Source organism: Nocardia jiangsuensis, from assembly GCF_042650385.1.
Taxonomy (GTDB): domain Bacteria; phylum Actinomycetota; class Actinomycetes; order Mycobacteriales; family Mycobacteriaceae; genus Nocardia; species Nocardia jiangsuensis.
Genome location: NZ_JBHSAX010000010.1, coordinates 1 through 23,343 on the forward strand (window position 1 = coordinate 1; position 23,343 = coordinate 23,343).

Annotated in this window: 23 protein-coding genes; 11 read left to right on the forward strand and 12 right to left on the reverse strand. The window is 72.1% G+C overall.

Annotation, left to right across the window (positions count from 1 at the left end):
• Positions 1–339 precede the first annotated feature (339 nt).
• The 7 genes from ACFO0B_RS10965 to cofD form a co-directional block, all read right to left on the reverse strand.
• On the reverse strand, positions 340–960 hold the full coding sequence (locus tag ACFO0B_RS10965) for a TetR/AcrR family transcriptional regulator (protein ID WP_378612285.1): 621 nt from the start codon (positions 958–960) through the stop codon (positions 340–342).
• 40 nt (positions 961–1,000) lie between these two features.
• Positions 1,001–1,183 (reverse strand): rubredoxin, encoded by a 183-nt coding sequence (locus ACFO0B_RS10970; RefSeq protein WP_233020156.1) that lies wholly within the window; start codon positions 1,181–1,183, stop codon positions 1,001–1,003.
• Complete coding sequence (locus ACFO0B_RS10975) at positions 1,180–1,347, reverse strand: rubredoxin (protein ID WP_378612286.1); 168 nt, start codon at positions 1,345–1,347, stop codon at positions 1,180–1,182. The genes ACFO0B_RS10970 and ACFO0B_RS10975 overlap by 4 nt, the downstream gene beginning before the upstream one ends.
• Entirely contained in the window at positions 1,344–2,567 is a 1,224-nt protein-coding gene (locus ACFO0B_RS10980; RefSeq protein ID WP_378612287.1) for an alkane 1-monooxygenase, read from the reverse strand. The genes ACFO0B_RS10975 and ACFO0B_RS10980 overlap by 4 nt, the downstream gene beginning before the upstream one ends.
• A 105-nt stretch (positions 2,568–2,672) precedes the next feature.
• Positions 2,673–3,191, reverse strand: coding sequence for an NUDIX hydrolase (locus tag ACFO0B_RS10985; RefSeq protein WP_378612288.1), 519 nt, complete (start codon positions 3,189–3,191; stop codon positions 2,673–2,675).
• On the reverse strand, positions 3,188–4,570 hold the full coding sequence (locus ACFO0B_RS10990) for a coenzyme F420-0:L-glutamate ligase (RefSeq protein ID WP_378612365.1): 1,383 nt from the start codon (positions 4,568–4,570) through the stop codon (positions 3,188–3,190). Before ACFO0B_RS10990 ends, ACFO0B_RS10985 begins: the two co-directional genes overlap by 4 nt.
• A gap of 32 nt (positions 4,571–4,602) precedes the next feature.
• A complete protein-coding gene (gene cofD / locus ACFO0B_RS10995; RefSeq protein WP_378612289.1) occupies positions 4,603–5,661 on the reverse strand; it encodes a 2-phospho-L-lactate transferase in 1,059 nt (352 codons plus the stop codon).
• Between the two features lie 448 nt (positions 5,662–6,109).
• On the opposite strand from cofD, the gene ACFO0B_RS11000 reads away from it, so the two are divergent.
• From ACFO0B_RS11000 to ACFO0B_RS11030, 7 genes are all read left to right on the forward strand, one after another.
• Positions 6,110–6,343, forward strand: a complete 234-nt coding sequence (locus ACFO0B_RS11000) for a WhiB family transcriptional regulator (protein ID WP_157103768.1) — start codon at positions 6,110–6,112, stop codon at positions 6,341–6,343.
• Between the two features lie 103 nt (positions 6,344–6,446).
• A complete protein-coding gene (locus ACFO0B_RS11005) occupies positions 6,447–6,944 on the forward strand; it encodes a metallopeptidase family protein (RefSeq protein WP_378612290.1) in 498 nt (165 codons plus the stop codon).
• A gap of 98 nt (positions 6,945–7,042) precedes the next feature.
• On the forward strand, positions 7,043–7,417 hold the full coding sequence (locus ACFO0B_RS11010) for a DUF3499 domain-containing protein (RefSeq protein ID WP_233020986.1): 375 nt from the start codon (positions 7,043–7,045) through the stop codon (positions 7,415–7,417).
• Between the two features lie 144 nt (positions 7,418–7,561).
• Positions 7,562–8,938, forward strand: coding sequence for a phosphomannomutase/phosphoglucomutase (locus ACFO0B_RS11015; protein WP_378612291.1), 1,377 nt, complete (start codon positions 7,562–7,564; stop codon positions 8,936–8,938).
• A gap of 112 nt (positions 8,939–9,050) precedes the next feature.
• Complete coding sequence (locus ACFO0B_RS11020; protein ID WP_378612292.1) at positions 9,051–10,250, forward strand: tobH protein; 1,200 nt, start codon at positions 9,051–9,053, stop codon at positions 10,248–10,250.
• Positions 10,250–11,521: a mannose-6-phosphate isomerase, class I gene (manA, locus tag ACFO0B_RS11025; RefSeq protein ID WP_378612293.1), complete on the forward strand. Its 1,272-nt coding sequence runs from the start codon at positions 10,250–10,252 to the stop codon at positions 11,519–11,521. Before ACFO0B_RS11020 ends, manA begins: the two co-directional genes overlap by 1 nt.
• A 65-nt stretch (positions 11,522–11,586) precedes the next feature.
• On the forward strand, positions 11,587–12,510 hold the full coding sequence (locus ACFO0B_RS11030) for a cation diffusion facilitator family transporter (RefSeq protein WP_378612294.1): 924 nt from the start codon (positions 11,587–11,589) through the stop codon (positions 12,508–12,510).
• On the opposite strand, the gene ACFO0B_RS11035 is transcribed toward ACFO0B_RS11030, so the two are convergent.
• Complete coding sequence (locus tag ACFO0B_RS11035) at positions 12,486–13,958, reverse strand: phytoene desaturase family protein (RefSeq protein ID WP_378612295.1); 1,473 nt, start codon at positions 13,956–13,958, stop codon at positions 12,486–12,488. The genes ACFO0B_RS11030 and ACFO0B_RS11035 overlap by 25 nt on opposite strands.
• Before the next feature lie 82 nt (positions 13,959–14,040).
• On the reverse strand, positions 14,041–15,441 hold the full coding sequence (locus tag ACFO0B_RS11040; protein ID WP_378612296.1) for a cation:dicarboxylate symporter family transporter: 1,401 nt from the start codon (positions 15,439–15,441) through the stop codon (positions 14,041–14,043).
• A gap of 113 nt (positions 15,442–15,554) precedes the next feature.
• Between ACFO0B_RS11040 and ACFO0B_RS11045 the strand changes: the two genes are divergently transcribed.
• Positions 15,555–17,150 carry a sensor histidine kinase gene (locus tag ACFO0B_RS11045; RefSeq protein WP_378612297.1) on the forward strand — a complete coding sequence of 532 codons (1,596 nt, stop codon included), beginning with the start codon at positions 15,555–15,557 and terminating at the stop codon, positions 17,148–17,150.
• Entirely contained in the window at positions 17,147–17,839 is a 693-nt protein-coding gene (locus ACFO0B_RS11050; RefSeq protein WP_378612298.1) for a response regulator, read from the forward strand. Before ACFO0B_RS11045 ends, ACFO0B_RS11050 begins: the two co-directional genes overlap by 4 nt.
• A gap of 3 nt (positions 17,840–17,842) precedes the next feature.
• Here ACFO0B_RS11050 and ACFO0B_RS11055 read toward each other — a convergent pair whose 3' ends face one another.
• From ACFO0B_RS11055 to rfbD, 3 genes are read right to left on the reverse strand one after another with little or no spacing between them, the layout of a single operon-like run.
• Entirely contained in the window at positions 17,843–18,922 is a 1,080-nt protein-coding gene (locus tag ACFO0B_RS11055; RefSeq protein WP_378612299.1) for a sugar phosphate nucleotidyltransferase, read from the reverse strand.
• 21 nt (positions 18,923–18,943) lie between these two features.
• Positions 18,944–19,837, reverse strand: a complete 894-nt coding sequence (locus ACFO0B_RS11060) for a glycosyltransferase family 2 protein (RefSeq protein ID WP_378612300.1) — start codon at positions 19,835–19,837, stop codon at positions 18,944–18,946.
• A gap of 11 nt (positions 19,838–19,848) precedes the next feature.
• The gene (rfbD, locus tag ACFO0B_RS11065; RefSeq protein WP_378612301.1) at positions 19,849–20,757 is read right to left on the reverse strand and encodes a dTDP-4-dehydrorhamnose reductase; all 909 of its coding nucleotides are present in this window, start codon (positions 20,755–20,757) and stop codon (positions 19,849–19,851) included.
• A gap of 379 nt (positions 20,758–21,136) precedes the next feature.
• On the opposite strand from rfbD, the gene ACFO0B_RS11070 reads away from it, so the two are divergent.
• Together ACFO0B_RS11070 and ACFO0B_RS11075 are read left to right on the forward strand one after the other, a co-directional pair.
• Complete coding sequence (locus ACFO0B_RS11070; RefSeq protein ID WP_449289789.1) at positions 21,137–22,612, forward strand: LCP family protein; 1,476 nt, start codon at positions 21,137–21,139, stop codon at positions 22,610–22,612.
• Positions 22,612–23,322 (forward strand): TIGR03089 family protein, encoded by a 711-nt coding sequence (locus tag ACFO0B_RS11075; protein ID WP_378612302.1) that lies wholly within the window; start codon positions 22,612–22,614, stop codon positions 23,320–23,322. Before ACFO0B_RS11070 ends, ACFO0B_RS11075 begins: the two co-directional genes overlap by 1 nt.
• The last annotated feature ends 21 nt before the right edge of the window (positions 23,323–23,343 follow it).

Consider the following 23,343-nt stretch of genomic DNA (forward strand, 5'->3'; position numbering starts at 1 on the left):
CCGCCGACCCCGTCTGCAACACCAGCTGCGACGGCAACAGCGCCGACGCGGGCGCGATCAACCCCAGAACCCACAGGTGCCGTTTCGAGTCGGGCGACGAGCCTGCCCGTGAGTCTGCCGATTGCACCTTCGCTCCGCTACGTATAGCCGTACTTTCTGTGTCATAGGAATAGTCCCAGATCACGCGCGTGTTACACCCCCCTTACAGACAAAAACGTGGCCACAAGCACAATGACAGCGGTCGGTATTTGTCGGGTTCCCCCAAGCGATCTCACGAACGAGGTTACAGCCTCCACAAACCGGTGGCGAGGGCGGTTCGGGCGCCTGTGGACAACTCCGTCAGGAGGGGGCGCGGGCCGCGAGGATGGCCTCCACGTACGGGCCGAGCAGCAGGCTCAGCTCCGCGGGGGTGTCGCGGTCGGGCGTCGGCGGAGTGGGGATGTAGCTCATGGCCAGCCGCACCATGGCGTGCGCGAGCACCTCGGATTCGGCGGCCGATGCCGCGACCCAGCTGTGCTGGAAGGCCGCGGCGAGCCGCTCCCCCGCGTGTTCGAGCAGCGGCCCGGCGTCCAGGGTGATGAGCCGGAGCAGGTCCAGCTTCACCTCGCCCGCGACGAGCGAGCGGACCAGCGGGTCGCCCGCCGCGTCGATCAGGAAGTTGGCGATGCCGTCGCGGATGGCGGCGCGGGCGTCGCCCACGTTCGCGGCGATGGCCGCCGCGACGTGGTCGACGAGGTCGTCGGCGAGGCGCAGCGCGTAGGCCTGGGAGAGGCCGGTGCGCGAGCCGAACTCGTTGTAGAGCGTCTGCCTGCTCACCCCGGCCCTGGTCGCGACGTCACCGAGGGTGATCTTGGACCAGTCCCGCTCGGTGAGCAGGTCGCGCACCGCGTCGAGCACCGAGGTGCGCAGCAGTTCCCGCGCGGCCTCCTGATACGAAGGCCTTGATCCGGAGCGCGCCATACCCGCGACAGTGGCACGGGCGTGCGCGGCAGTCAAAGCGTCACGTCCGCTCGATCTCGACCATGAAGAAGTCGGCCTTGGCGGCACCGCAGTCGGGGCAGCTCCAGTCGTCCGGGATGTCGTCCCAGCGGGTGCCGGGCGCGATGTCGTCGTCCGGCCAGCCCTTCGCCTCGTCGTACTCGAAACCGCACTGGATGCACTGGTAGAGCTTGTAGTCGGTCATGCCGGAGCCTCCTCGAAGTCGATCTTCTCGCGGACCCCGCAGTCCGGGCAGGCCCAGTCGTCCGGTACCGCCGACCACGCCGTTCCGGCCGGAAAGCCCTCGTGCGGTTCGCCTTTCGCCTCGTCGTAGGTGTAATCGCAGACGGGGCAGCGGAATGCGCTCACGAGGCGGCGCCGTAGCGGGCGAGCACCTGCTCCCGCCGCGCGGGCAGGATATTGGCCCTGGTGACGTCGCCGTCGTAGTGCGCGAGCACCTTCGGGTCCATGACCTTGCGCCAGAGCGGCGGGATGTACGCGAGCAGGATCATGGTCGCGTAGCCGGCGGGCAGGTTCGGGGCGCCCTCCCAGCTGCGCAGGGTCTGGTAGCGGCGGGTCGGGTAGGCGTGATGGTCGCTGTGCCGCTGCAGGTGGTACAGGAAGATGTTGGTGACCAGGTGGTCGCTGTTCCAGCTGTGCGTCGGCGCGGCGCGCTCGTACCTGCCGCTCGGGGTGCGCTGCCGGAGCAGGCCGTAGTGCTCCAGGTAGTTCACCGCCTCCAGCAGGCTGAACCCGACGACGGCCTGCAGCAGCAGGTACGGCAGCAGGTCGAGCCCGAAGACGGCGCAGAGCGCACCGAAGAGCAGCACCGTCATGGCCCAGGCGCTCAACACCTCGTTGTGGACGGACCAGGGACCGGTGCCGGTCCGCTCCAGCCGCGCCTTCTCCAGCCGCCAGGACGAGGTGATCCCGCCCCACACGGTGCGCGGCCAGAAGCGGTAGAAGCTCTCCCCGAGCCGGGAGCTGGCCGGATCCTCCGGCGTAGCGACCCGCACGTGGTGACCCTTGTTGTGCTCGATGTAGAAGTGGCCGTAGCCGGACTGGGCCAGCGCGATCCGGGAGAGCCAGCGCTCCAGCTCGACCTTCTTGTGCCCGAGTTCGTGCGCGGTGTTGATCCCGACGCCGCCGATGATGCCGACGGTGATCGCCAGCCCGATCCGGTCCACCGTCCACAGCCCGCCGTCGATGTGCAGCCAGGCGAGGTTGTCCGCGGTGATCAGGTAGCAGGCCAGGATCAGCGAGGCGTACTGGAGCGGCAGGTAGAGGTAGGTGAGGTAGCGGTAGTACCGGTCGTTCTCCAGGTACTCCATCACCTCGTCCGGCGGGTTGTCGCCGTCCGGGCCGATGAAGACATCCGCGATCGGGATGACCAGGTAGATCAGGATCGGCCCGAGCCAGAACGGAACGTGCGCGGCACCGTCCCAGCCGAGCCGGTTGAACAGGTAGATCGTCGGCAGCCCGATGAGGAACAGCCCCGCGGGGGCGAACAGCCCCCAGAGCCAGTAGAGGCGCTTGGTGTCGCGCCACGCGGGCGCCTCGATGGACGAGGGTTCGGCTTCGGTGGACATCGTCGTCTCCCATCCCGGTTGCACGGTGTGACATGCATTACCACGTTGGATTGACGATACCGCCTATCGCGTCTCGAAACTATACAAATTCGAAAATTTGTAAACTCAACGCAGCAGGACGTCCGCATCCGGTGGCAGCGCATCCACCGCCCACCAGCGCAGATCGGTCGACTCGCTGCTGCGCACCGGAACCGCGCCCGGTGGGGCGGTGATCCGGAAGAGGAGGTCGAGGTGGCGGGTCGGCTGCCCGAGCGAGCAGGTGATGGGGTGCGCCTGGGCGCCGTAGAGCCCCGGCTCCAGGGTGAGGTCCGGGATGCCGGACTCCTCGACGGCCTCGCGCAGCGCCGCGGCGGCGACCGTGTCGTCCCGCTCCTCACAGTGCCCGCCGAGCTGGATCCAGCGCCCGACCCGGGGGTGCAGGGTGAGCAGCACCTCGCGGCCGTCGTGCGACCAGACCACCGCGGATGCCGTCACGTGACCGGGTGCGTGCGAACGCAGACATCCCCCCGGCGCCGAGCCGAGGAAGGCGAGCATCGCCTCGCGCAGCGAGCGCTCCGCCGGATCGGCGGGCCCCCACTCCGTGAGCAGCTCGGTGGCGGAGGCGTGCAGCGACTCCGCGCTCACAGCTCGACCAGGCCGTCGCCGGGCGGCCGCGGCGAGCGCGCGGTCAGCTCCTCCGCCGCGTGCCCGATGGCGATGGCGCCCAGCGGTTTCCACTCCGCGGGCAGGCCGAGCACGGCGCGGGTGGCCGCGGGCGCGAAGATGGTCGAGCCGATCCAGCAGCTGCCGAGCCCCTCGGCCGCCAGCGCGACCAGCAGCCCCTGCACCGCCGCCCCGACGGCGACGGTGAACATGGTCTCCTCGGCGGCGCGGCGGGTGGCGTCGGGGTAGTCGTGCGCGCCGTCCGGCACGCAGAACGGGATCACCACCTCGGGGGCGTCGAAGAGGATGCGGCCCCTGGCGATCCGGCGCTCGATCCGCTCCGGGTCCAGCCCGTCGCCGGTCAGGTCGGTGCGCCAGGCGGCGGCCAGCTCGGTGAGCAGCCGCTCGCGCAGCTCGGGGGTGCGCACCCAGACGAAGCGCACCGGGCGGGTGTGGTGCGGGGCGGGCGCGGTGAGCGCGACTCCGATGGCGGCGCGCACCCGCTCCGGCTCGACCGGCTCGGCGGTGAAGCGGCGCACCGAGCGGCGCAGCAGCACGGCCTCCCTGCGGCCCTTCTCGATCGCCTCCGCGGTGCCGAGCCAGAAGAGGTCCTCCTCGCCGCGGCGGATCAGGTCGGCGGCGGTCGAGCCGTCGTCGGTGACCGGGAGCCCGCGGACGACGGCCACGGGAACGCCGCCGAGCTTGCCCTTCACCAGATCCGCCGCCGCGGCGAGTTCGTCGGCGAGGGCGACCAGGGTCACCTGGAGCTCGTTGCCCTGGCCGTCGATGGCGCCGTTGTAGTCGTGCAGGACGCGCAGGCCGCTGGCGCCGATGGCGGCGTCGGTCTGGCCGTTGCGCCAGGCCCGGCCCATGGTGTCGGTGATCACCACGGCGACCCGGACGCCGAGCCGCTCGGCCAGCGCGCGGCGCAGGGCGGCGGCGCTGCCGTCCGGGTCGGCGGGGAGCAGCACCAGCTCGCCGCGTTCGACATTGGAGCCGTCGACGCCGGAGGCGGCCTGCACGATGCCGAGCTTGTTCTCGGTGATCAGGGTGCGGCCCTTGCGGGCGAGCACGCGCACGGCCTCCTGCGCGACGAGGGCGCGGCGGGCCGTGTCGCGCCCGTCGGGGTCGCTGGGCGCGTGCGCGATCCGGCCCTCGACCTTCGCGACGATCTTGCTGGTGACCACGAGGATGTCGCCGTCGGTGAGCCAGGGAGCCCGCTCGGCCAGGTGCAAGGCGATGTCGTCGCCGGGCCGGAACTCGGGCAGGCCGGTGATCGGCAGGACGCGCAGCTCACCGGCGGCATGATCGGCGAGCGGCTCGGGCGCGGCGACGCCATCGACCGCGCGGCCGGGATGCACCGTGCCACCGGATGCGTGCTCCGGATCGAATGTCACGGCTTCACCCCCGCCAGATCCAGGGCCTCCTTGACCATTTCCGCCGTCGCGGCGGGATCGGTCATGAGCAGCGGGACGCTGCGCACCTCGACGCCGTCGATCGCGGCGGTGTCGGTGCTGTGGACGAGCCAGCCATCCAGGATGCCGGTGCCGGAGCGGGCGCCGTAGTGCCTGCCGACGGCCTCGGCGGTGGTCTCCACCCCGATCACCGAGAGACACTCGTCGGCCATGCCGCGCAGCGGCTTACCGTCGATGACCGGGGAGAGCCCGATCACCGGCGCCGCGGTGGTGCGCAGCGCGCCGCGAATGCCGGGAACCGCGAGTATCGAACCGACGCTCACCACCGGGTTCGAAGGGGCCAGTAATACCGCATCCGCACCTTCTATGACTTCGATCACATTAGGTCCGGGTTTTGCCTCATCGGCGCCGATTGTGGCAAATCCATGGGTCCGGATGTTCGCGCGATAGCGAACCCACCACTCCTGGAAATGGATCGCGCGACGTTCGCCGGGAGCATCCGCGTCATCGACAACGACGTGGGTTTCGCAGCGATCATCGGTTGCCGGGAGAAGTTTCACCCCCGGTTGCCACCGATTGCAGAGCGCTTCGGTGACCGCCGACAGCGGATACCCGGCGCGCAACATTTCACTGCGAATCAGGTGGGTGGCAATATCTCGATCACCGAGACCGAACCAGTCCGGCTGCGCCCGATAAGCCGCCAGCTCCTCCTTCGCGTGCCAGCTCTCGCCGACCCGGCCCCAGCCGCGTTCCGTATCGATCCCGCCGCCCAGCGTGTACATGCAGGTATCCAGGTCGGGGCAGATGCGGAGGCCGTGCATCCAGACGTCGTCGCCGACATTGACGATCGCCGAGATCTCGGCATCCGGCAGCAATTCCCGGACGCCCTGCAGGAAGCGCGCGCCACCGACTCCACCGACCAGCACCGCGATCCGCCGCTCCGCGCCCGGCGCGGCATCCGCTCGTTGTCCACTCACATCCGCAGAGCCTAGGCCCTGGCGCGATGGAGTACTCTCGACGGTATATTTGCTGCTCATTTGCTATTCCCTCGGGGGACCCCGCGACGTAAAGCGGTGCCGGATAGTAACGGAATAGCTTCATCGGCTTGACCACCGCTGGCACCGGCGTGTCTAATCACAAGCATGTCATTCCGGGTTCGCGCGAGAGATCAAGGCGCGAACAAGCTTTCGAACACCTGTTCGCATCGGGACGGCACGTTCGGGGATGTCCGCGGGACTACGTCGCGGGGTAGGGCCGTCGGTGGGCGCATCGGTCCGACGGAAAGAATCTTTCTGCGCTAACACACAGTGAGGAGGCGGAGCGATGGCCATTGAGCTGGACCCTTCGGGCATACCGGACGGCGTATCGCACACCGATTCCACCGCAGGCGCAGTTCGTGGCGTCTGCGAAGACACCGGTCGTGGCCAGGACGAGGGCGGTGCCGAACCACCCCGGTTGAGCCTGATCATCACCGGCTTCGACGAGATGTTCGACTCGATCGAGGAGCAGTGGCAGGAGCGGGCGCTCTGCGCCCAGACCGATCCGGAGGCGTTCTTCCCCGAGAAGGGCGGCTCCACCCGCGAGGCGAAGCGCATCTGCCTGGGTTGCGAGGTGCGCGACGAGTGCCTCGAGTACGCCCTGGCGCACGACGAGCGCTTCGGCATCTGGGGCGGCCTCTCCGAACGGGAGCGGCGCCGGCTCAAGCGCGGCATCGTCTGAGCGGTCGCTCACGCCGCCCCGGCGCGCGAGCGTCCGGGGTCCGGCGCGGGCGGCCGTGCCACGCGATAGCCACGACATCGGGCGGAACGACTAGGTTCGAGCCATGGCCCGTTCCCGTCACCGCCGCCCACCGACCGCGAGGTCGGTGATCCGCCGCGGCCGCGGTCTGCGCGGTCCGGTGCTCCCACCGACGGTGCCCGCATGGCGCACCAGGGGGCAGAAGTTCGATCGGCTCGTGCTCGAGGCCTTCGCGCCGCTGGATTCCCGGTGGCACGACCGCTTGACCAAACTGGACATCGCCGTCGACGATGTCCCCAAAATCCGTCCGCTGCACCCGGATTCGGTCACCTGGCCGGACGAGGTGGTGGCGGACGGCCCGGTGCCGCTCTCCCGGCTCGTTCCCGCGGGCATCGATCGGCACGGCACCGCGACCAGGGCGCGGGTGGTGCTCTTCCGGAAACCGCTGGAGCTGCGCGCGGGTGATCCCGACGATCTGGTCGATCTGCTGCGCGAGGTGCTCGTCCAGCAGATCGCCACCTATCTCGGCGTCGACCCGGATGTCATCGATCCGGCGGACGACGACGACGAGGAGGAGGAGTAGTCCGTGGTATGCCTTTCCGCTGCCGGTGCGACGAATTCCCCAGGCGTGTCTGTCCACATGACGGGGCCCGCGGGGTTACTCTCACATTCGTGATCCCCATGCGTCGCTGCGTCCGGCCCGGCTGCAAGAATCCAGCCGTCGCGACGCTGACGTTCGTCTACTCGGACTCGACCGCCGTGGTCGGGCCGCTGGCCGTGGTCGCCGAGCCGCACTCCTGGGATCTCTGCGAAACGCACGCCTCCCGGATCACCGCCCCCAAGGGCTGGGACATGGTCCGGCACGAGGGTGGCTTCAGCACCCCGGACGACGACGACCTGACCGCGCTGGCCGAGGCGGTCCGCGAGGCCGGGCTGCGCCGCAGGCCGCCGGAGCACGACCAGCGCGGGTATCGCGAGCACCTGCCCCCGCCGCCGCGACCGGGACGCACCGGCCGCCGCGGGCACCTCCGGGTCCTCCCGGATCCGCCCAACTGACCACACGTCGCGCGCGCCACCGCGTCCGCGGGCGCCGCCGACCGCGCGCCGCTCGCCGCATGCCCCCACCCCGCACACTGCGCTCCCCGCCGCGCCCACGGCCGCCGTCGAGACCGTGCGCCTCCGCCTACTAGGGTGTCCCCCATGACAGTGCCCCGCTCCGCCGACGCCGTGAACGCGGTGATCAAGGCCTACGACGTCCGCGGTGTCGTCGGCGAACAGATCGATGCCGCGTTCGTGCGCGAGGTCGGTGCCTCGTTCGCCCGGCTGATGCGGGCCGAGCACGCGAACCGGGTCGTCATCGGGCACGACATGCGGGCATCGTCGCCGGAGCTGGCCGACGCCTTCGCCGACGGCGTGCGGGCGCAGGGCCTCGACGTGGTGCACATCGGGCTGGCCTCCACCGACCAGCTCTACTTCGCCAGCGGCGATCTCGACTGTCCGGGCGCCATGTTCACCGCGAGCCACAACCCGGCCCGCTACAACGGCATCAAGCTGTGCCGGGCCGGGGCGAAGCCGGTCGGGCAGGACACCGGGCTCGCCACCATCGCGGCCGAGGTGGTCGCCGGGGTGCCGGGGTACGAGGGCGCGCCCGGCGACGCGGTCCGCACCGACCTGCTCTCGGACTACGCCAAGTTCCTGCGCGGGCTGGTCGACCTGGACGGCGCCAGACCGCTCACCGTCGCGGTGGACGCGGGCAACGGCATGGGCGGGCACACGGTGCCCGAGGTGCTCGGCGGGCTGCGGCAGCTGAGCATCGTCCCGCTCTACTTCGAGCTGGACGGCACCTTCCCGAACCACGAGGCCAACCCGCTCGACCCGGCCAACCTGGTCGACCTGCAGGAGCTGGTGCGGCGCAGCGGCGCCGACATCGGCCTCGCCTTCGACGGCGACGCCGACCGCTGCTTCGTGGTGGACGAGCGGGGCGACCCGGTCTCGCCGTCCGCGATCACCGCGCTGGTCGCCGCGCGGGAGCTGGCCAAGGAGCCGGGCTCGACCATCATCCACAACCTGATCACCTCGCGGACCGTGCCCGAGCTCGTCACCGAGCTCGGCGGCAACCCGGTGCGCACCAGGGTCGGGCACTCCTTCATCAAGCAGCAGATGGCCGAGACCGGCGCGGTGTTCGGCGGCGAGCACTCGGCGCACTACTACTTCCGCGACTTCTGGGGCGCCGACTCCGGCATGCTGGCCGCGCTGCACGTGCTTGCCGCGCTCGGCGAGCAACAGCGCCCGGTCTCCGAGCTGATGGCCGCGTACACCGGCTACGCCGCCTCCGGCGAGATCAACTCCACGGTGGCCGACGCCGCCGATCGCACCGCGGCCGTGCTGGCCGCCTTCGCCGATCGCGCCGGCTCGGTGGACCGGCTGGACGGCGTCACCGTCGAACTGCCGGAGCACGCCTGGTTCAATCTGCGCGCGTCGAACACCGAACCGCTGCTGCGGCTGAACGTCGAAGCCCGATCGGCGGCCGAAGTAGACGCACTCGTGACCGAGATCCTGAACATCGTCCGCTCCTGACTGGAATAGTGGAATCACAGAGACCGCATTCGCCCGAGTCCTCGGTGTGGTCGCCGGGGCGGCGGGCACGGCCCGACCGATCACACCGCGATAAGGGGAGGTGGGACGCCCGATGATCGCTGGAACACCGGTGCTCGACCTCGATGATGCCGCGTCGGTCACGGCCGCCGACGCCAATGGCGCGCTACGCTCCGCCGCTTCCGGCGGCGCCCAGGTGCGTGCCACCGCGGCGGCCGTCACGGAGAACGCGCTCGCCGCACTGCCGAGAGCCGGCGCCCGCAGCCTGGTGATCGTGACCGGCTCCGGCCGCGCCGCGCGGGCCGCCGCACTGCTGATCGCCGCGCTCGGGCCGCAGTCCGGGCTGCCGGTCGTCCCGGTCTCCGCGCTGCCCGCCTGGGTCGGCGCGCTGGACGTGGTGCTGGTCACCGGGGACGACGCGGGTGACCCGCGGCTGCTGGAGGCGGTGGACCGGGCCCAGCGGCGCGGCGCCGAGGTCGTTGTCGCCGCGCCGATCGAGGGGCCGCTGGCCGCCGCGGCGGGCGGAAGGGCCGCGCTGCTGGAGCCGCGCGTCGCCGTCCTCGACCACAACCGGCTGCTGCGCTACTTCGCCGCCGGGCTCGCCGTGCTGGCCGCCATCGACCCGGGCCGCGCCGGGGTCGCGGTGCCCGACCTGAACAAGCTGGCCGACATCCTCGATGCCGAGGCGCTGCGCGACGGCCCCGAGCACGAGGTCTTCCACAACCCGGCCAAGACGCTCGCCGCCCGGATGCGGCAGCACCGGGTGGTGTTCAGCGGTGACTCCCCGGCCACGGCGGCGCTGGCCGGGCACGCGGCCGAGGTGCTGCTGCAGTCGGCCGGGCAGGTCGCGGCGGCGGTGAACCTGGCCGAGGCGGTGGCCGCGCAGCCGCGGCTGGTCGCGGTGGCCGCAGGCACCGCGCCCGACTTCGACCCGCTCTTCCACGACGAGGAGCTGGACGGCCCGGCCCCGGTGGAGCGGGTGCGGATCTTCGTGCTCAGCGCGGACGCCGACCAGGCGGCCGCGGGCAGGCGGATCGCGCGCTTCGGCGGTGACGGCGCGGGACCGGTCGACGCCGAGCTGGTGAACGCCGAGCTGGATCTCCTGCACAGCGGGCTCACCGACCCGGCAGCGCCGACCACCCCGCCCGCCGACGCCGCGCCCTCGCCCGGCCGCGGCGGCGAGGTGGAGCAGCTGGCGGTGCTCGCGCTGCGGTTGGAGATGGCCGCGGCTTACCTCGGGCTGCTCGCCGCCCCCGGCGGCACGCCGGACCGGTACGACGGGGGACGCTTCTAGTGCACGAACTGGTGGGTGCGCTGCGCTCGTACGCCTGGGGGTCGCGCACCGCGCTGGCGGAGCTGTGCGGCAGGCCGGTGCCGTCGGCGCATCCCGAGGCCGAGCTGTGGTTCGGCGCGCACCCGGCCGACCCGGCGCACGTCGTGCTGGACGGCATGGGCACGCGCTCCCTGCTCGACCTGGTCTCCGCCGACCCGGCCCGCGAACTGGGCTGGGCAGCGGCGCCGTTCGACGGCACGCTGCCCTTCCTGCTGAAGCTGCTCGCGGCCGAGGAGCCGCTCTCGCTGCAGGCGCACCCGAGCCGGGAGCAGGCGGTGGCCGGGTTCGGCCGGGAGAACGCCGCCGGGGTCGCGCTCGACTCGCCGCTGCGCAACTACCGGGACGACAACCACAAACCGGAGCTGGTGGTCGCGCTGGAGCGGTTCGAGGCGCTGGCCGGGTTCCGGGAGCCGACCAGGACGGTCGAGCTGCTGCGCGCGCTCGACGTCGGTGAGCTGGCGCACCACGCCGAGCTGCTCGCCGCGCAGCCGGACGCCTCCGGGCTGCGCATGCTCTTCACCACCTGGATCACGCTGCCGCACAACGCGCTCGCCGGGCTGCTGCCCGCGGTGCTCGACGGCTGCGTGCGCTACCTCTCCGGCACCGGGCCGCGACCGTTCACCGCCGAGGCCAAGACCGCGCTCGAGCTCGCCGAGGCCTACCCGGGCGACGCCGGGGTGCTCGCCGCGCTGCTGCTGAACCGGATCACGCTGGAGCCGGGCCAGGGGCTCTTCCTCGCGGCCGGCAACCTGCACGCCTACCTGCGCGGGCTCGCCGTCGAGATCATGGCGAACTCGGACAATGTGCTGCGCGGCGGGCTCACCCCCAAGCACGTCGACGTCCCCGAGCTGCTCCGGGTGCTCGACTTCGAGCCGATCGAGCTGCCGGTGGTGCTGCCCGAACCGGCGGGCGACGGCTCGGTGCGCTACCGCACCCCGGCGCCGGAGTTCGCGCTGCGCCGCTTCGACCTCGCCGCGGGCGCCGCACACGTGCCGCTCACGCACGCCGGGCCGGGCATCGTGCTCTGCACGGCGGGGCGGGTGCGGCTGCACGACCACACCGGCGCCGCGGTCACCCTGGCGCGCGGCGGCGCGGCCTGGGTCTCCGCCGCCGACATCGACATTCGCGCACAGGCGCTGGATGGCGGGGCCCAGGTGTTCTGCGCCTGCGTCGGCACCGTCGCCGGGCTCCGGGTTCCGGTCCGCCGGGAGCAGCGGGCCGGGCTGGCCTAGTCTGATTCCCGCGCGCAGCGCACTGTGCCGGAGCGGCGCGGGTATCGCTAGGGGAAGGGGCCACGATGTCGGCTGGTGGTGGCAGGAAGGCGATCATCGCCGCGTTGGCGGCGAACGCGGGTATCGCCGTGGCGAAGTTCATCGGCGCCGCGATCACGGGCTCGGCGTCCATGCTGGCCGAGGGCGTGCACTCGGTCGCCGACACGGCGAACCAAGGTCTGCTCCTGCTCGGCCAGAAGCGCGCAGCGCAGGAGGCCGACCAGCTGCACCCGTTCGGCTACGGCCGGAACCGGTACTTCTACTCGTTCGTCGTCGCGCTGGTGCTCTTCACGCTCGGCTCGGTGTACGCGCTCTACGAGGGCATCCACAAGGTGCAGCACCCGGAGGAGCTGAACTCGCCGATCGTGGCGATCGTGATCCTCGTTGTCGCGATCGCGCTGGAGACCTTCAGCTTCCGCACCGCGATCAAGGAGTCCCGCCCGCTCAAGGGCTCGGCGAGCTGGTGGCGGTTCATCCGCACCTCGCGCAGCCCGGAGCTGCCGGTGGTACTGCTGGAGGACGCGGGCGCGCTGATCGGCCTGATTCTCGCCCTCGGCGGCGTCGGGCTCACCATGATCACCGACGACCCGATCTGGGACGGCGTCGGCACACTCGCCATCGGCACGCTGCTCGGCGTGATCGCGATCGTGCTCATCATCGAGATGCAGAGCCTGCTGATCGGTGAGGGCGCGACCCCCGAGGAGGACGGGGCGATCCGCGCCGGGCTGGTCGACGGCGAGCGCATCGACACGGTGATCCACCTCAAGACCCAGTACCTGGGCCCGGAGGAGCTGTTGGTGGCGGCGAAGATCGCCGTCACCCCCGGACTCGACATCGAGCAGATCGCGGCCGCCATCGACGCTGCCGAGCAGCGGGTGCGGGCCGCGGTGCCCGCGGCGCGGGTGATCTACCTGGAGCCGGATCTCTACCGGACGCCCGCGCCCGCCTGATCGCCGAGCAGCGCGAGCGGGTCGGTGTCGATGCCGAACCGCTCGCGCAGCGCGTGGCCCGCGGCGTGCATGCCGGACATCCCGTGCACGCCGGGGCCGGGCGGGGTCGAGGACGAGCACAGGTACACCCCGGGCAGCGGGGTGCGGTACGGGTTCCAGCGCGGCGCCGGCCGGAAGGCGGTCTGCCACAGGTTCATCGCGCCCGCCGAGATGTCGCCGCCGACGTAGTTGGCGTTGTGCGCGGGCAGCTGCGCGGCGGTGTAGACGTGCTTGTCCAGGATCAGGTCGCGGAAGCCGGGGGCGAAGCGGGAGATCTGGGCGATGATGTCCTCGCTGACGTCCCTGGTCGAGCCGTGCGGGACGTGCGCGTAGGTGTAGAAGGTGTGCTTGCCCGCGGGCGCGCGGGTGTCGTCCACCACGCCGGGCTGGATGGCGAGCACGTACGGGCGCGGGGCATGGTTGCCCGCGGCCACCGCCTGCTCGGCGGCCATGGCCTCGGCCCTGGTCCCGACGACGTGCAGGGTGCCCGCGCGGTCGCAGCCTTCGGCCTGCCACGGCACCGGGCCGGAGAGCGCGAAGTCCACCTTGCAGGCGGCGCCGCCGTACTGGAAGCGGCGCAGCGTGGCGGCGTAGCGCTCGGGCAGCTCGGTGGTGGCGATCCGGAGCAGCTCGGCGGGGGCGGTGTCGAGCAGGACCGCCTTCGCGTCCGGGAAGTCGTGCAGCGAATCGACCCGGTGGCCGGTGATCACCCGGCCGCCGAGCCGCTCCAGCTCGGCGATCATGGCGTTCGCGATGGCCTGGCTGCCGCCGCGCGGGATCACCCAGCCGCCCGCGTGTGCCAGCGTGCCGAGCAGCAGCGCCGCGCCGACCGCGGGCAGCTTGCGCGGCGGGGTGATGGCGTGCGTGGCGATGCCGGTGAGCAGGGCGGGGGCCGCCGTCTCCCGGAAGCGCAGGTTCCAGGCGGGGCTGCCCTGCTCCAGCATGCGCAGCCCGAAGCGGACGGTGGTCGCCCTGGCGATCGGCAGGTGCCGCATGTCCGACATGGCCAGCTCGACCACCTCCGGCCACTGCCGGACCAGCGGGGCGAACAGACGGCGCCAGGCCGGGCCGTCGACGCCGAGCCCGTCCACGGTGCGGTCCAGGTCGCGCCAGGCCAGCCCGGCGGTGCCGCCGTCGAGGGGGTGCGCGTAGGAGACCTCGGGGGCGAGCAGCTCGACGCCGTGCGCGGCCAGGTCGAAGGCGCGGAAGAAGGGGGCGGCCAGCGCCATGGGGTGCGCGCCGGCGCAGACATCGTGGTGGAAGCCGGGGAGCGTCAGCTCGGCGGTGCGGGAGCCGCCGCCCGCCGCCCCGTACGCCTCGTACACCTCGACCGAGAGCCCGGCCCGCGCCAGCACGACGGCGGCGGCGAGCCCGTTGGGCCCGGAGCCGACGACAACCACATCTGCCATATTCAGACGCTACCCGGTGAACGACGGCGCAACCCCGGACGTGGGGAAGGGAACCCCGCGAGCGGAGTCCCCTTCCGGCTGTTCAGGCGGTGACCAGTTTCTTGTCGGCGGTGGGTTCCGGTGCCGCCGAATCGGACCCGGCGGCACCGTGCTCGTCGTCGAGCATGGTCTGCTCGTCGAACGGGATCCTGCGGTCGAGCACCTCGGTCACCCGCGCCTTGTCGATGGTGCCGGTCCAGGTGCCGATCAGCACGGTCGCGACGGCATTGCCGGAGAAGTTGGTGAGCGCCCGCGCCTCGGACATGAAGCGGTCGATGCCGACGATCAGCCCGACGCCGTCCAGCAGGTCCGGCCGGTGGCTCTGCAGCCCGCCGGCCAGCGTCGCCAGCCCCGCGCCGGTGACCCCGGCCGCGCCCTTGGAGGCGACGATCATGAAGACCAGCAGCCCGAGCTGCTCGCCGAGGGTGAGCGGCTGGCCCATGGCGTCGGCGATGAAGATCGAGGCCATGGTCAGGTAGATGGCGGTGCCGTCCAGGTTGAAGGAGTAGCCGGTCGGCACGACGACGCCGACGGTGGTGCGCTCGACGCCGAGGTGGTCGAGCTTGGCGATCAGCCGGGGCAGCGCCGACTCCGAGGACGAGGTGGCGACGATGAGCAGGTACTCGCGGGCCAGGTAGCGGCAGAGCTTGAAGATGTTCACCCGGGAGACGCTCCACATCAGCGTGCCGAGGATGCCGAAGACGAAGACCAGGCAGGTGAGGTAGAAGGCGATCATCAGCGTGGCCAGCTGCAGCACCGCGTCCAGCCCGGTGCGGCCGACCACGTTGGCGATGGCGCCGAAGGCTCCGATCGGGGCCAGCCAGAGAATCATCGAGAGAATCCGGAACACCAGCTTCTGCAGCACTCCGATGGCGCGCAGCACCGGCTCACCCGCGCTGCCCATGCCCTGGACCGCGAACCCGACCAGCAGGGCCACGAAGAGCGCCTGCAGCACGCTGCCCTCGGTGAGCGCGGAGAGCAGGCTGGTCGGGATGATGCCCTGGATGAACTCGACGGTGCCGCCGCCCGCGTGCGCCTGGTCGGCGTACTGCGCTCCCGCGCCCGAGTCCTGGCCGAGGTTCATGCCGCTGCCCGGGTCGAGCAGGTTGCCGACCACGAGGCCGATGCCCAGCGCCACCGTGGACATGGCGAGGAAGTAGCCGATGGCCAGGCCGCCGACCTTGCCGACGGTGGCCGCCTTCCGCACCGAGCCGATGCCGAGCACGATGGTGCAGAAGATCACCGGCGCGATCATCATCTTGATCAGGTTCACGAACATGGTGCCGAGCGGGCCGAGCGCCTTCCCGGTCCCCGGCGCGAGCCAGCCGACCAGGATGCCGCCGACGACGGCGACGACGACCGCGATGTAGAGCCAGTGCGTGCGGTCCCGGCGGGCGGGTGGGCCGGCCGTCTCGGGGACCGCCGGTTGCGTGGTGTCGCTCATTGCCGCTGTTCCTTTTCGTCGGTGCCCCCGCGGTGACGACCGATGCCGCCCGTGCGCTCAGGATGTTCCCTGCCAGTGACATGGGTCACTGTTTGGTGCATTACGTTCAGGTGGTGCGGTTTTACAGCGGACAACAACGAAACAAAGGGCACGAAGGGAACAGAACCGGCTTCTCCCTGGCCGGGCAGGCCTTCGTGCTGCAGCTCGCGGTGGTCGCGCTGATCGTGGCCGCGGGCGCGGTGCTCGCCGTCGTCGACGCCAGGCACGACAGCGACGCCGCCACCGCGCAGGAGGTGGTCGACGTCGCGGTGAGCCTGGCCCGCTCCCCCGGGCTGGTCGATGCGGTGCGTTCGGCGGATCCGACACTGCGGCTGCAACCCGTCACCGAACAGATCCGGCGCGAGACCGGCATGGACTTCATCGTGGTCATGGCGCCGGACCGGACCCGCTACACGCACACCGACCCGGACCGGATCGGCCAGGCCTTCACCGGCACCATCGACCGCGCGCTGGCCGGCCAGACCTTCACCGAGACCTTCACCGGCACGCTCGGCCCCTCCATCCGCGCGGTCACCCCGGTGTACGACGGCGACACCGTGGTCGCGCTGGTCTCCGCCGGGGTCACCAGGGCGCGGATCGGCGACGAGGTGGGCGCGCAGCTGAGCTCGATCCTCGCCGTCGCGATCGCCGGGCTGGCCACCGCTGCAGGCGGCTCGTTCCTGATCGGGCGCAGGCTGCGCAGGCAGACGCACGGCCTCGGCCCGGCCGAGCTGCGCGCCATGTACGAGCACCACGACGCCGTGCTGCACTCGGTGCACGAGGGGCTGGTGGTCTTCGACGCCGACGGCCGCGCCGACGTGGTGAACGACGAGGCGCGCAGGTTGCTCGATCTCCCGGCGGGGCCGGTTCACCGCGACGACCTGCCGGTCTCGCTGCGCCGCACCGGAAGTGGCGAGGTGCGTGACGAAACGCACGTCACCGAGGACCGGGTGCTTCTGGTCAACCAGGACGTCGTGACCTGGGCGGGCCGCCCGATCGGCACCGTGATGACCATCCGCGACCACACCGAATTGCGCACCGTGCTCGGCGAACTCGACTCGGTGCGGAACTTCGCGGAGTCGCTGCGCGCGCAGGCGCACGAGGCGGCGAACCGGCTGCACACCGTGGTCACCATGGTGGAGCTGGGGCGCTACCGGGAGGCGGTGGAGTTCGCCACCGCGGAGCTGGAACTCTCCCAGGCGCTGGTGGACCGGATGCTCACGGCGGTCGGCGATCCCGCGCTGGCGGCGCTGCTGCTCGGCAAGGTGAACCAGGCGGCGGAGCGCTCGGTGGAGCTGACCGTGAGCGACGAGACCGCGCTGGAGACCGTGGAGCCGCTCTCCGCGCACGAGGGCGTGACGCTGGTCGGCAACCTGGTGGACAATGCCATAGACGCCGCCACCGGCTCGGCGGACCGCTGGGTGGAGGTGACGATCGGGCGGCACGACGAGGCACTGGAGGTCCGGGTGACGGACAGCGGGCCCGGCATGTCGGCGGAGCTGTTCGCGCGGGCCGCCGAGCGCGGGTACACCACCAAGAGCGACCACCACGGGATCGGTCTCGCCCTGGTGCATCGTGTGGTTTCGCGGCACGGTGGCACAATCCGGACCGACCGGGCACCCGAGAGCGCCGTGGTGGTGACGATTCCGCGAAAGGACCAGCCGGAGTGATCAGAGTTCTGATCGTCGAGGACGAACCGCTCATCGCCGAGGCGCACCGCGCCTACGTCGAGCGGCTCACCGGTTTCACCGCCGTCCGGGTCGCGCACACCGCGCGCGAGGGGATGCGGGCCGTCGCCGAGGCGTCGGCCAACGACGCCCCCATCGACCTGGTGCTGATGGACATCGGCCTACCGGACGCCAGCGGCCTCGACCTGGCCACCGCCATGGCCGGGCTGACCCCGCGCCCCGACGTCATCGCCATCACCTCGGCCCGCGACCTCACCATGGTCCGCACCGCCGTGGCCTCCGGCGTGGTCCTCTACCTGTTGAAACCTTTCACCTTCGCCGCCTTCCGGGACAAACTCGAGCGCTACCGCGAATTCCGCCACGCCCTCCCCGAAGGCCAATCCGCCGCCACCCAGCAGGAGATCGACCGGGCCTTCGGCATCCTCCGCACCAGCGACCAGCGCGCCACCACCCCCAAGGGCTTCGCCCCCCAGACCCTCCGCGAGATCTCGGAAGCCGTCCGCACCACCCCCCAGGGCGTGACCGCCACCGAAACCGCCTCCACGGTGGGCGTCTCCCGCATCACAGCCTGGCGCTACCTGGAGAAGCTGGCCGACGACGGCCTGGTGGACCGCAGGTCGGACTACGGCAAGGCAGGCCGCCCCAAGAGCCGCTACATCTGGAAGGGGTGACCGTCAGACGTCGGTGCTGAACCTGATCCCGCCGTCCGGGATCACCACGCCCGGCCACACCCGGGCCCCGCGGAGAAGCTCACAGCGCGCCCCCACATGCGCTCCGTCGCCGATGACACCGTCGCGGACAAGCGCCCGGGGCCCGATCCGGGCGCCGAAGCCGATGATGGTCCGCTCGACCGTCGCCCCGGCCTCGACGACCGCGCCGTCGAAGACGATCGCCCCGTCCAGCCGGGCCCCGGCCCCGATCTCGGCGCCGCGGCCGACCACGGTGCCACCGATGAGCAGCGCCCCCGGCGCGACTCCAGCCCCCGGGTGCACCAGCGACTCTCCCCGCTGACCCGGCAGCGCGGGCGAGGGCGCGATCCCGCGAACGAGGTCGGCGGAGCCCCGCACGAAGTCCTCCGGGGTGCCCATGTCCCGCCAGTACGACGAGTCCACATGTGCCTGCACCCGAGCCCCCTCGGCGAGCAGCGCCGGGAAAACCTCGCGCTCGACCGAGACCGGCCGCCCCTCCGGGATCTTCTCGATGTACTCCCGCCGGAACACGTAGCACCCGGCGTTGATCTGATCGGTCGGCGGATCCTGCGTCTTCTCCAGGAACGCCTGCACCCGCCCGTCACCGTCGGTCGGCACGCAGCCGAACGCGCGCGGGTCGCTCACCCGGACGAGGTGCAGCGTGACGTCGGCACCGGTGGTGTGGTGCGTCGCCAGCACCTCCCGCAGGTCGGTACCGCCGAGCACGTCGCCGTTGAACACCACGACGGTGTCGGCACGCAGCTTGGGCAGCACGTTCCTGATGCCACCGCCGGTGCCGAGCGGCTCGCTCTCGTAGACGTACTCGATCTCCAGCCCGAGCTCGGAGCCGTCGCCGAAGTGCTCGGAGAAGACCTCCGCCTTGAAGGAGGTGCCGAGCACCACGTGCGTGATGCCCGCCGCCTTGATCCTGGCCAGCAGGTGCGTCAGGAACGGCAACCCGGCCGTCGGCAGCATCGGCTTGGGGGCGGAGAGCGTGAGCGGCCGCAGCCGGGTGCCCTTTCCGCCGACCAGGATGACCGCGTCGGTACCTTCGTTGCCTGCCATCAGCTCCCCTGTCGAGAGTTCCTAGCGCTCGCGGCCTTGCGCGCGCAGCGCAGATCGAACCGCAATCCGGGAGCGGACCGCAAGTCCGGCGCGCAGAGCGAGCCGCAACGGCAGCTGCCACCAGTGCGGATGCCGGTCCGCCTGGAAGCGGTAGGCGCTGGCGTGGTGCGCGGGCAGCATGAGCTCGGGGTGCTTGCCCGCCGCGTGCCCCTTGGCATGTGTGACCTCGGCGGACGGCACGAAGACGTTGTGCCAGCCCGCCTTGCCGATGCGGTCGCCGAAGTCGACGTCCTCCATGTACATGAAGTAGCGGGAGTCGAATCCGGAGATGCTGTCGAACGCGGCGCGCCGGACCAGCAGGCAGGAGCCGGAGAGCCAGCCGACGGTGCGCTCGGAGATCTCCTCGTTCTCCCGGCGGTACCGGCGGGTCCAGGGGTTGCCCTTCCAGACGGCGCCGAGGATGGCGTGGCCTGCGCCGTCGGCCAGGCCGGGCACCCGGCGCGCGGAGGGGTAGACGCTGCCGTCCGGCTCGCGGACCATCGGGCCGAGCGCGCCTGCCCGCGGCCAGCGCTGGGCGGCGGCGAGCAGCTCGTCGATGGAGTCGGTGCCCCAGCGGATGTCCGGGTTGGCGATCACCACGAACTCGACCGAGGGGTCGATCTGGGCGACGGCCATGTTGATGGCACCGCCGTAGCCGATGTTGCCGCCGGTGCGCAGCAGCCGCACGTGCGCGTTCGCCTCGGCGGCGAGTTCGGGTGCGCCATCGGTCGAGCCGTTGTCGGCCAGGATGACCTGTGGTTTCTCAGCGGTCGCTGTGGCGAGGGTGGTGATGAAGTGCTCGAGGTGCTCGCCAGGTGAATAGGTCACCGTGACGACCACGAGCCCACCGGGGGCAGCGGATTCGGTTGCGCTCACGGCGGCTCAGCCTAGTCGCCGGTGGCCGCGCCCGCGCCGACGCCGGCCCTGGCGAGCGCCGCGCGCAGCGCGACCTGCCATTCCCGCAGCGGCGTGAGCCGCGCCTCGGCCCACGAGCGATTGGCGAGCACCGAATAGGCCGGACGCCGTGCGGGTCTCGGGAAGGCCGCGGTGTCGACCGGCCGCACCCGCGCCGGGTCGGCGCCCGCGGCGGCGAAGACCGCGCGGGCCAGGTCGAACCAGCTGGCCTGCCCGGCGTTGGTGGCGTGCAGCAGCCGGGGCGCCTCCGGGCGCTCGACCAGCTCCAGCAGCCCGGCTGCCAGATCGGCGGCGAAGGTCGGGCTGCCGACCTGGTCGGCGACGACGTCGACGGTGTCGCGCTCGCGCTCCAGCCGGAGCATGGTGCTGACGAAGTCCGCGCCGCGGGCGGAGTAGACCCAGGCGGTGCGCACCACGTGCGCGCGGGCGGTGCTCGCCAGCACGGCCTGCTCCCCGGCCAGCTTGGAGCGGCCGTAGACGGTGACCGGGTCGGGGGTGTCGGTGGTGTCGTACGGCACCGTGTCGCCGGAGGCCGAGCGGGTACCTGAGAAGACGTAGTCGGTCGAGAGATGAACCAGCCTCGCCCCCGCCCGGGCACAGGCCGCGGCGAGCACCTCCGGTCCCGTCCCGTTGCCGGCGAATGCGGCGGCGGCGTCGGTCTCGGCGGCGTCCACCGCGGTGTAGGCGGCGCAGTTCAGCACGACGGCACCCGGCTCCAGCGCGGCCGACACCGCGTCCGGATCCCGGATGTCGAGTTCGTGCCTGCTGTACCCGCGCGCGTGCGGGGCGAGCCGGAGCAGCTCGCGGCCGACCTGCCCGTTCGCCCCGGTCACGATGAGGGGGGTGCGGGCGGTGGCGGCTGCTTCCGTCGCGTCGGTCACGGCCGCCAGTCTGGCACGCCGGGCTGGCGTGGCTCGGTGGCGTGCCGGTTGCCGTTGGTTAGCCTGAGGTCTCCGGGCCGGCCCGCGAACGGCCGGGGCCCGGGGAGCGCTCGCCGTACGGAAGACTTGCCGGTAGCGAGCACTGCGCTCGATTCGTGGAGAGGACGCACAGGTGCCGCAGCGCGGGTACGACGAGCAGGAACCGGGCCGCGACCGGCGCGCACCCCGGCAGCGCGCACCGCGCGCCGGTTCCGAGCGGCCGCCGTGGCCGGAGCGGCAGCCACGCTCGGAGCGGGCGGAGCGAGAACCGCGGGCGAAGCGAAAGCCGCGGGCGGAGCGGGCCGAGCGGCAGCCGCGGTCCGAGCGGCGGCGCAAGCCGATCCAGCCCCCGGCGCCCGTCGCGGAGGAGAAGCCCAGGCCAGCCATCCTCGGCCCGGTGCGGGTGCTGGTCGCGCTGGTCGCGGTGGCCACCTTCGCGATCACCGGCTACGGCTGGCACGGCGTGGACGCGCTGGTCTCCGACATAGAGCGGATCGACAACCTCTCGCTCGGCGGCGGCCGGGACGGCGCGGTCGACATCCTGCTGGTCGGGGTGGACAGCCGCACCGACGCGCACGGCGACCCGCTCTCCGACGACGAGCGCGCCATGCTGCACGCAGGCGACGAGGTGGGCACCAACACCGACACCATCGTGCTGATCCGGGTGCCGAACGACGGCAGCTCGGCGACCGCGATCTCGATTCCGCGCGATTCCTACGTCGACATCCCGGAGTTCGGCAAGGGCAAGATCAACTCGGCGTACGGCGCGACCAAGGAGACCGAACGGCTGGAGCTGCTCAACCAGGGCGTCTCCGAGTCCGCCGCCGAGGACCGCTCCACCCAGGCCGGGCGCAAGGCGCTGATCTCCTCGGTCGCGAACCTCACCGGCATCACCGTCGACCACTACGCCGAGGTGAGCCTGCTCGGCTTCGTGCTGCTCACCGATGCGGTCGGCGGCGTCGAGGTCTGCCTGACCGACGCCGTCGACGAGTGGATGTCCGGCGCCGACTTCCCGGCGGGCGTGCAGAAGCTGAACGGGCCGCAGGCGCTCAGCTTCGTCCGGCAGCGGCACGACCTGCCGCGCGGCGACCTGGACCGGATCGTGCGCCAGCAGGTGTTCATGGCGCAGCTGGTGAGCCAGATGCTGAGCGCGGGCACGCTCGGCAACCCGGGGCGGTTGCAGCAGCTCAGCGATGCCGTCGGCCGCACCGTCGTGCTGGACGAGGACTGGGACGTGCTCGCCTTCCTGCGCCAGCTGCGCGACCTCTCGGCCGGGCAGGTGCGGTTCGAGACCATCCCGGTGGCCGACCTGAACGGCATGACCGCGTACGGCGAGGCGGTGGTGAAGGTGGAGCCGAAGACGGTGAAGAAGTACGTGGCCTCGCTCGTCGGCGAGCAGGGCGCGAACGAGCCTGCGGTGCTGCCCGCCTCGGTCACGGTCGACGTCTACAACTCCTCCGGGGTCGCCGGGCTGGCCGGGCAGGTCTCGGAGGCGCTCACCGGCAAGGGGTTCCGGCCTGGCGAGATCGGCAACTGGACCGGGGAGACGGCGCTCGCCAGCACGGTGGTCGCCGCGGACGCGGACGACCCGAAGGCCGCCGCCGTCGCGGAGGCGCTCGGCGGGCTTCCGGTGCGCACCGACGCGGCGGTGCTGCCCGGTGCGATCGGCGTGGTGCTGGCGAGCGACTATTCTGGTCCCGGCTCGTCCGCGGCCGGGGTGTTCGACTTCTCGGAGACGGCGGCGGCGACCGCGACGCCCGTGCCACCCGCCCCTCCGATCGCCGCAGGGAACACCGGACCGAAATGCGTGAACTGATGCGAGACGCCCTGACCCTCACCGAGGCCCTGCTCGACCCGGTACTGGCCCGCGAGCCCGCCGCGCCTCGGGTCACCTGGTACGACGACGCCACCGGCGCCCGGATCGAGCTGTCCGGGCTGACGCTGGCCAACTGGGCGGCCAAGACCGCCAACCTGATCCGCGACGAGTTCGGCCTCGCGCCGGGCGCGCGGGTCGCGGTGCTGCTGCCCGCGCACTGGCAGACCGCGGCGGTGCTGCTCGGTTGCTGGTGGGCCGGGGTCGAGGTGGTGCTGCGCCCGGACCAGGACGCCGACCTGGCGCTGGTCACCGCGCAGCGCCTCGACGACGCCGACGGCGTGCCCGAGGTGGCCGCGCTCTCGCTGGACGCGCTCGGCGCGCCGGTGCGCGACCTGCCGATCGGAGTCACCGATTTCGCCACCTCCGTGCGGGTGCACGGCGACCAGTTCCTCCCCGGCGGGCTCGGCACCGCGCTGGACGGGTTGACCGTGGCCGAGGTGCTGGCCGAGGCCCGCGGCTCCGCACGCAGGCAGGGCTTCACCGAGGGCGACCGGGTGCTCTCCAGCACGCCGTGGGAGACGCCCGCCGAGCTCATCGACGGTTTCCTCGCGGTGCTGGCGGCGGGGGCGTCGCTGGTGCAGGTGGTCAACCCGGACCCGGCGCAGCAGGAGCGGCGGGCCGAGGCCGAGCGGGTCACCGCCCGCCGCTGACCCCGCGCTCTCCGCCCCCGG

Excerpts from the sequence above, each read along its gene's own strand:
- ACFO0B_RS10965 (WP_378612285.1), bottom strand. The coding sequence starts at position 960 with ATGGCGCGCTCCGGATCAAGGCCTTCGTATCAGGAGGCCGCGCGGGAA.
- ACFO0B_RS10970 (WP_233020156.1), bottom strand. The coding sequence starts at position 1,183 with ATGACCGACTACAAGCTCTACCAGTGCATCCAGTGCGGTTTCGAGTAC.
- ACFO0B_RS10980 (WP_378612287.1), bottom strand. The coding sequence starts at position 2,567 with ATGTCCACCGAAGCCGAACCCTCGTCCATCGAGGCGCCCGCGTGGCGC.
- cofD (WP_378612289.1), bottom strand. The coding sequence starts at position 5,661 with ATGAGCAGCAAATATACCGTCGAGAGTACTCCATCGCGCCAGGGCCTA.
- ACFO0B_RS11000 (WP_157103768.1), top strand. The coding sequence starts at position 6,110 with ATGTTCGACTCGATCGAGGAGCAGTGGCAGGAGCGGGCGCTCTGCGCC.
- ACFO0B_RS11005 (WP_378612290.1), top strand. The coding sequence starts at position 6,447 with ATGGCCCGTTCCCGTCACCGCCGCCCACCGACCGCGAGGTCGGTGATC.
- ACFO0B_RS11010 (WP_233020986.1), top strand. The coding sequence starts at position 7,043 with ATGCGTCGCTGCGTCCGGCCCGGCTGCAAGAATCCAGCCGTCGCGACG.
- ACFO0B_RS11015 (WP_378612291.1), top strand. The coding sequence starts at position 7,562 with ATGACAGTGCCCCGCTCCGCCGACGCCGTGAACGCGGTGATCAAGGCC.
- ACFO0B_RS11020 (WP_378612292.1), top strand. The coding sequence starts at position 9,051 with ATGATCGCTGGAACACCGGTGCTCGACCTCGATGATGCCGCGTCGGTC.
- ACFO0B_RS11030 (WP_378612294.1), top strand. The coding sequence starts at position 11,587 with ATGTCGGCTGGTGGTGGCAGGAAGGCGATCATCGCCGCGTTGGCGGCG.
- ACFO0B_RS11035 (WP_378612295.1), bottom strand. The coding sequence starts at position 13,958 with ATGGCAGATGTGGTTGTCGTCGGCTCCGGGCCCAACGGGCTCGCCGCC.
- ACFO0B_RS11040 (WP_378612296.1), bottom strand. The coding sequence starts at position 15,441 with ATGAGCGACACCACGCAACCGGCGGTCCCCGAGACGGCCGGCCCACCC.
- ACFO0B_RS11055 (WP_378612299.1), bottom strand. The coding sequence starts at position 18,922 with ATGGCAGGCAACGAAGGTACCGACGCGGTCATCCTGGTCGGCGGAAAG.
- ACFO0B_RS11075 (WP_378612302.1), top strand. The coding sequence starts at position 22,612 with ATGCGAGACGCCCTGACCCTCACCGAGGCCCTGCTCGACCCGGTACTG.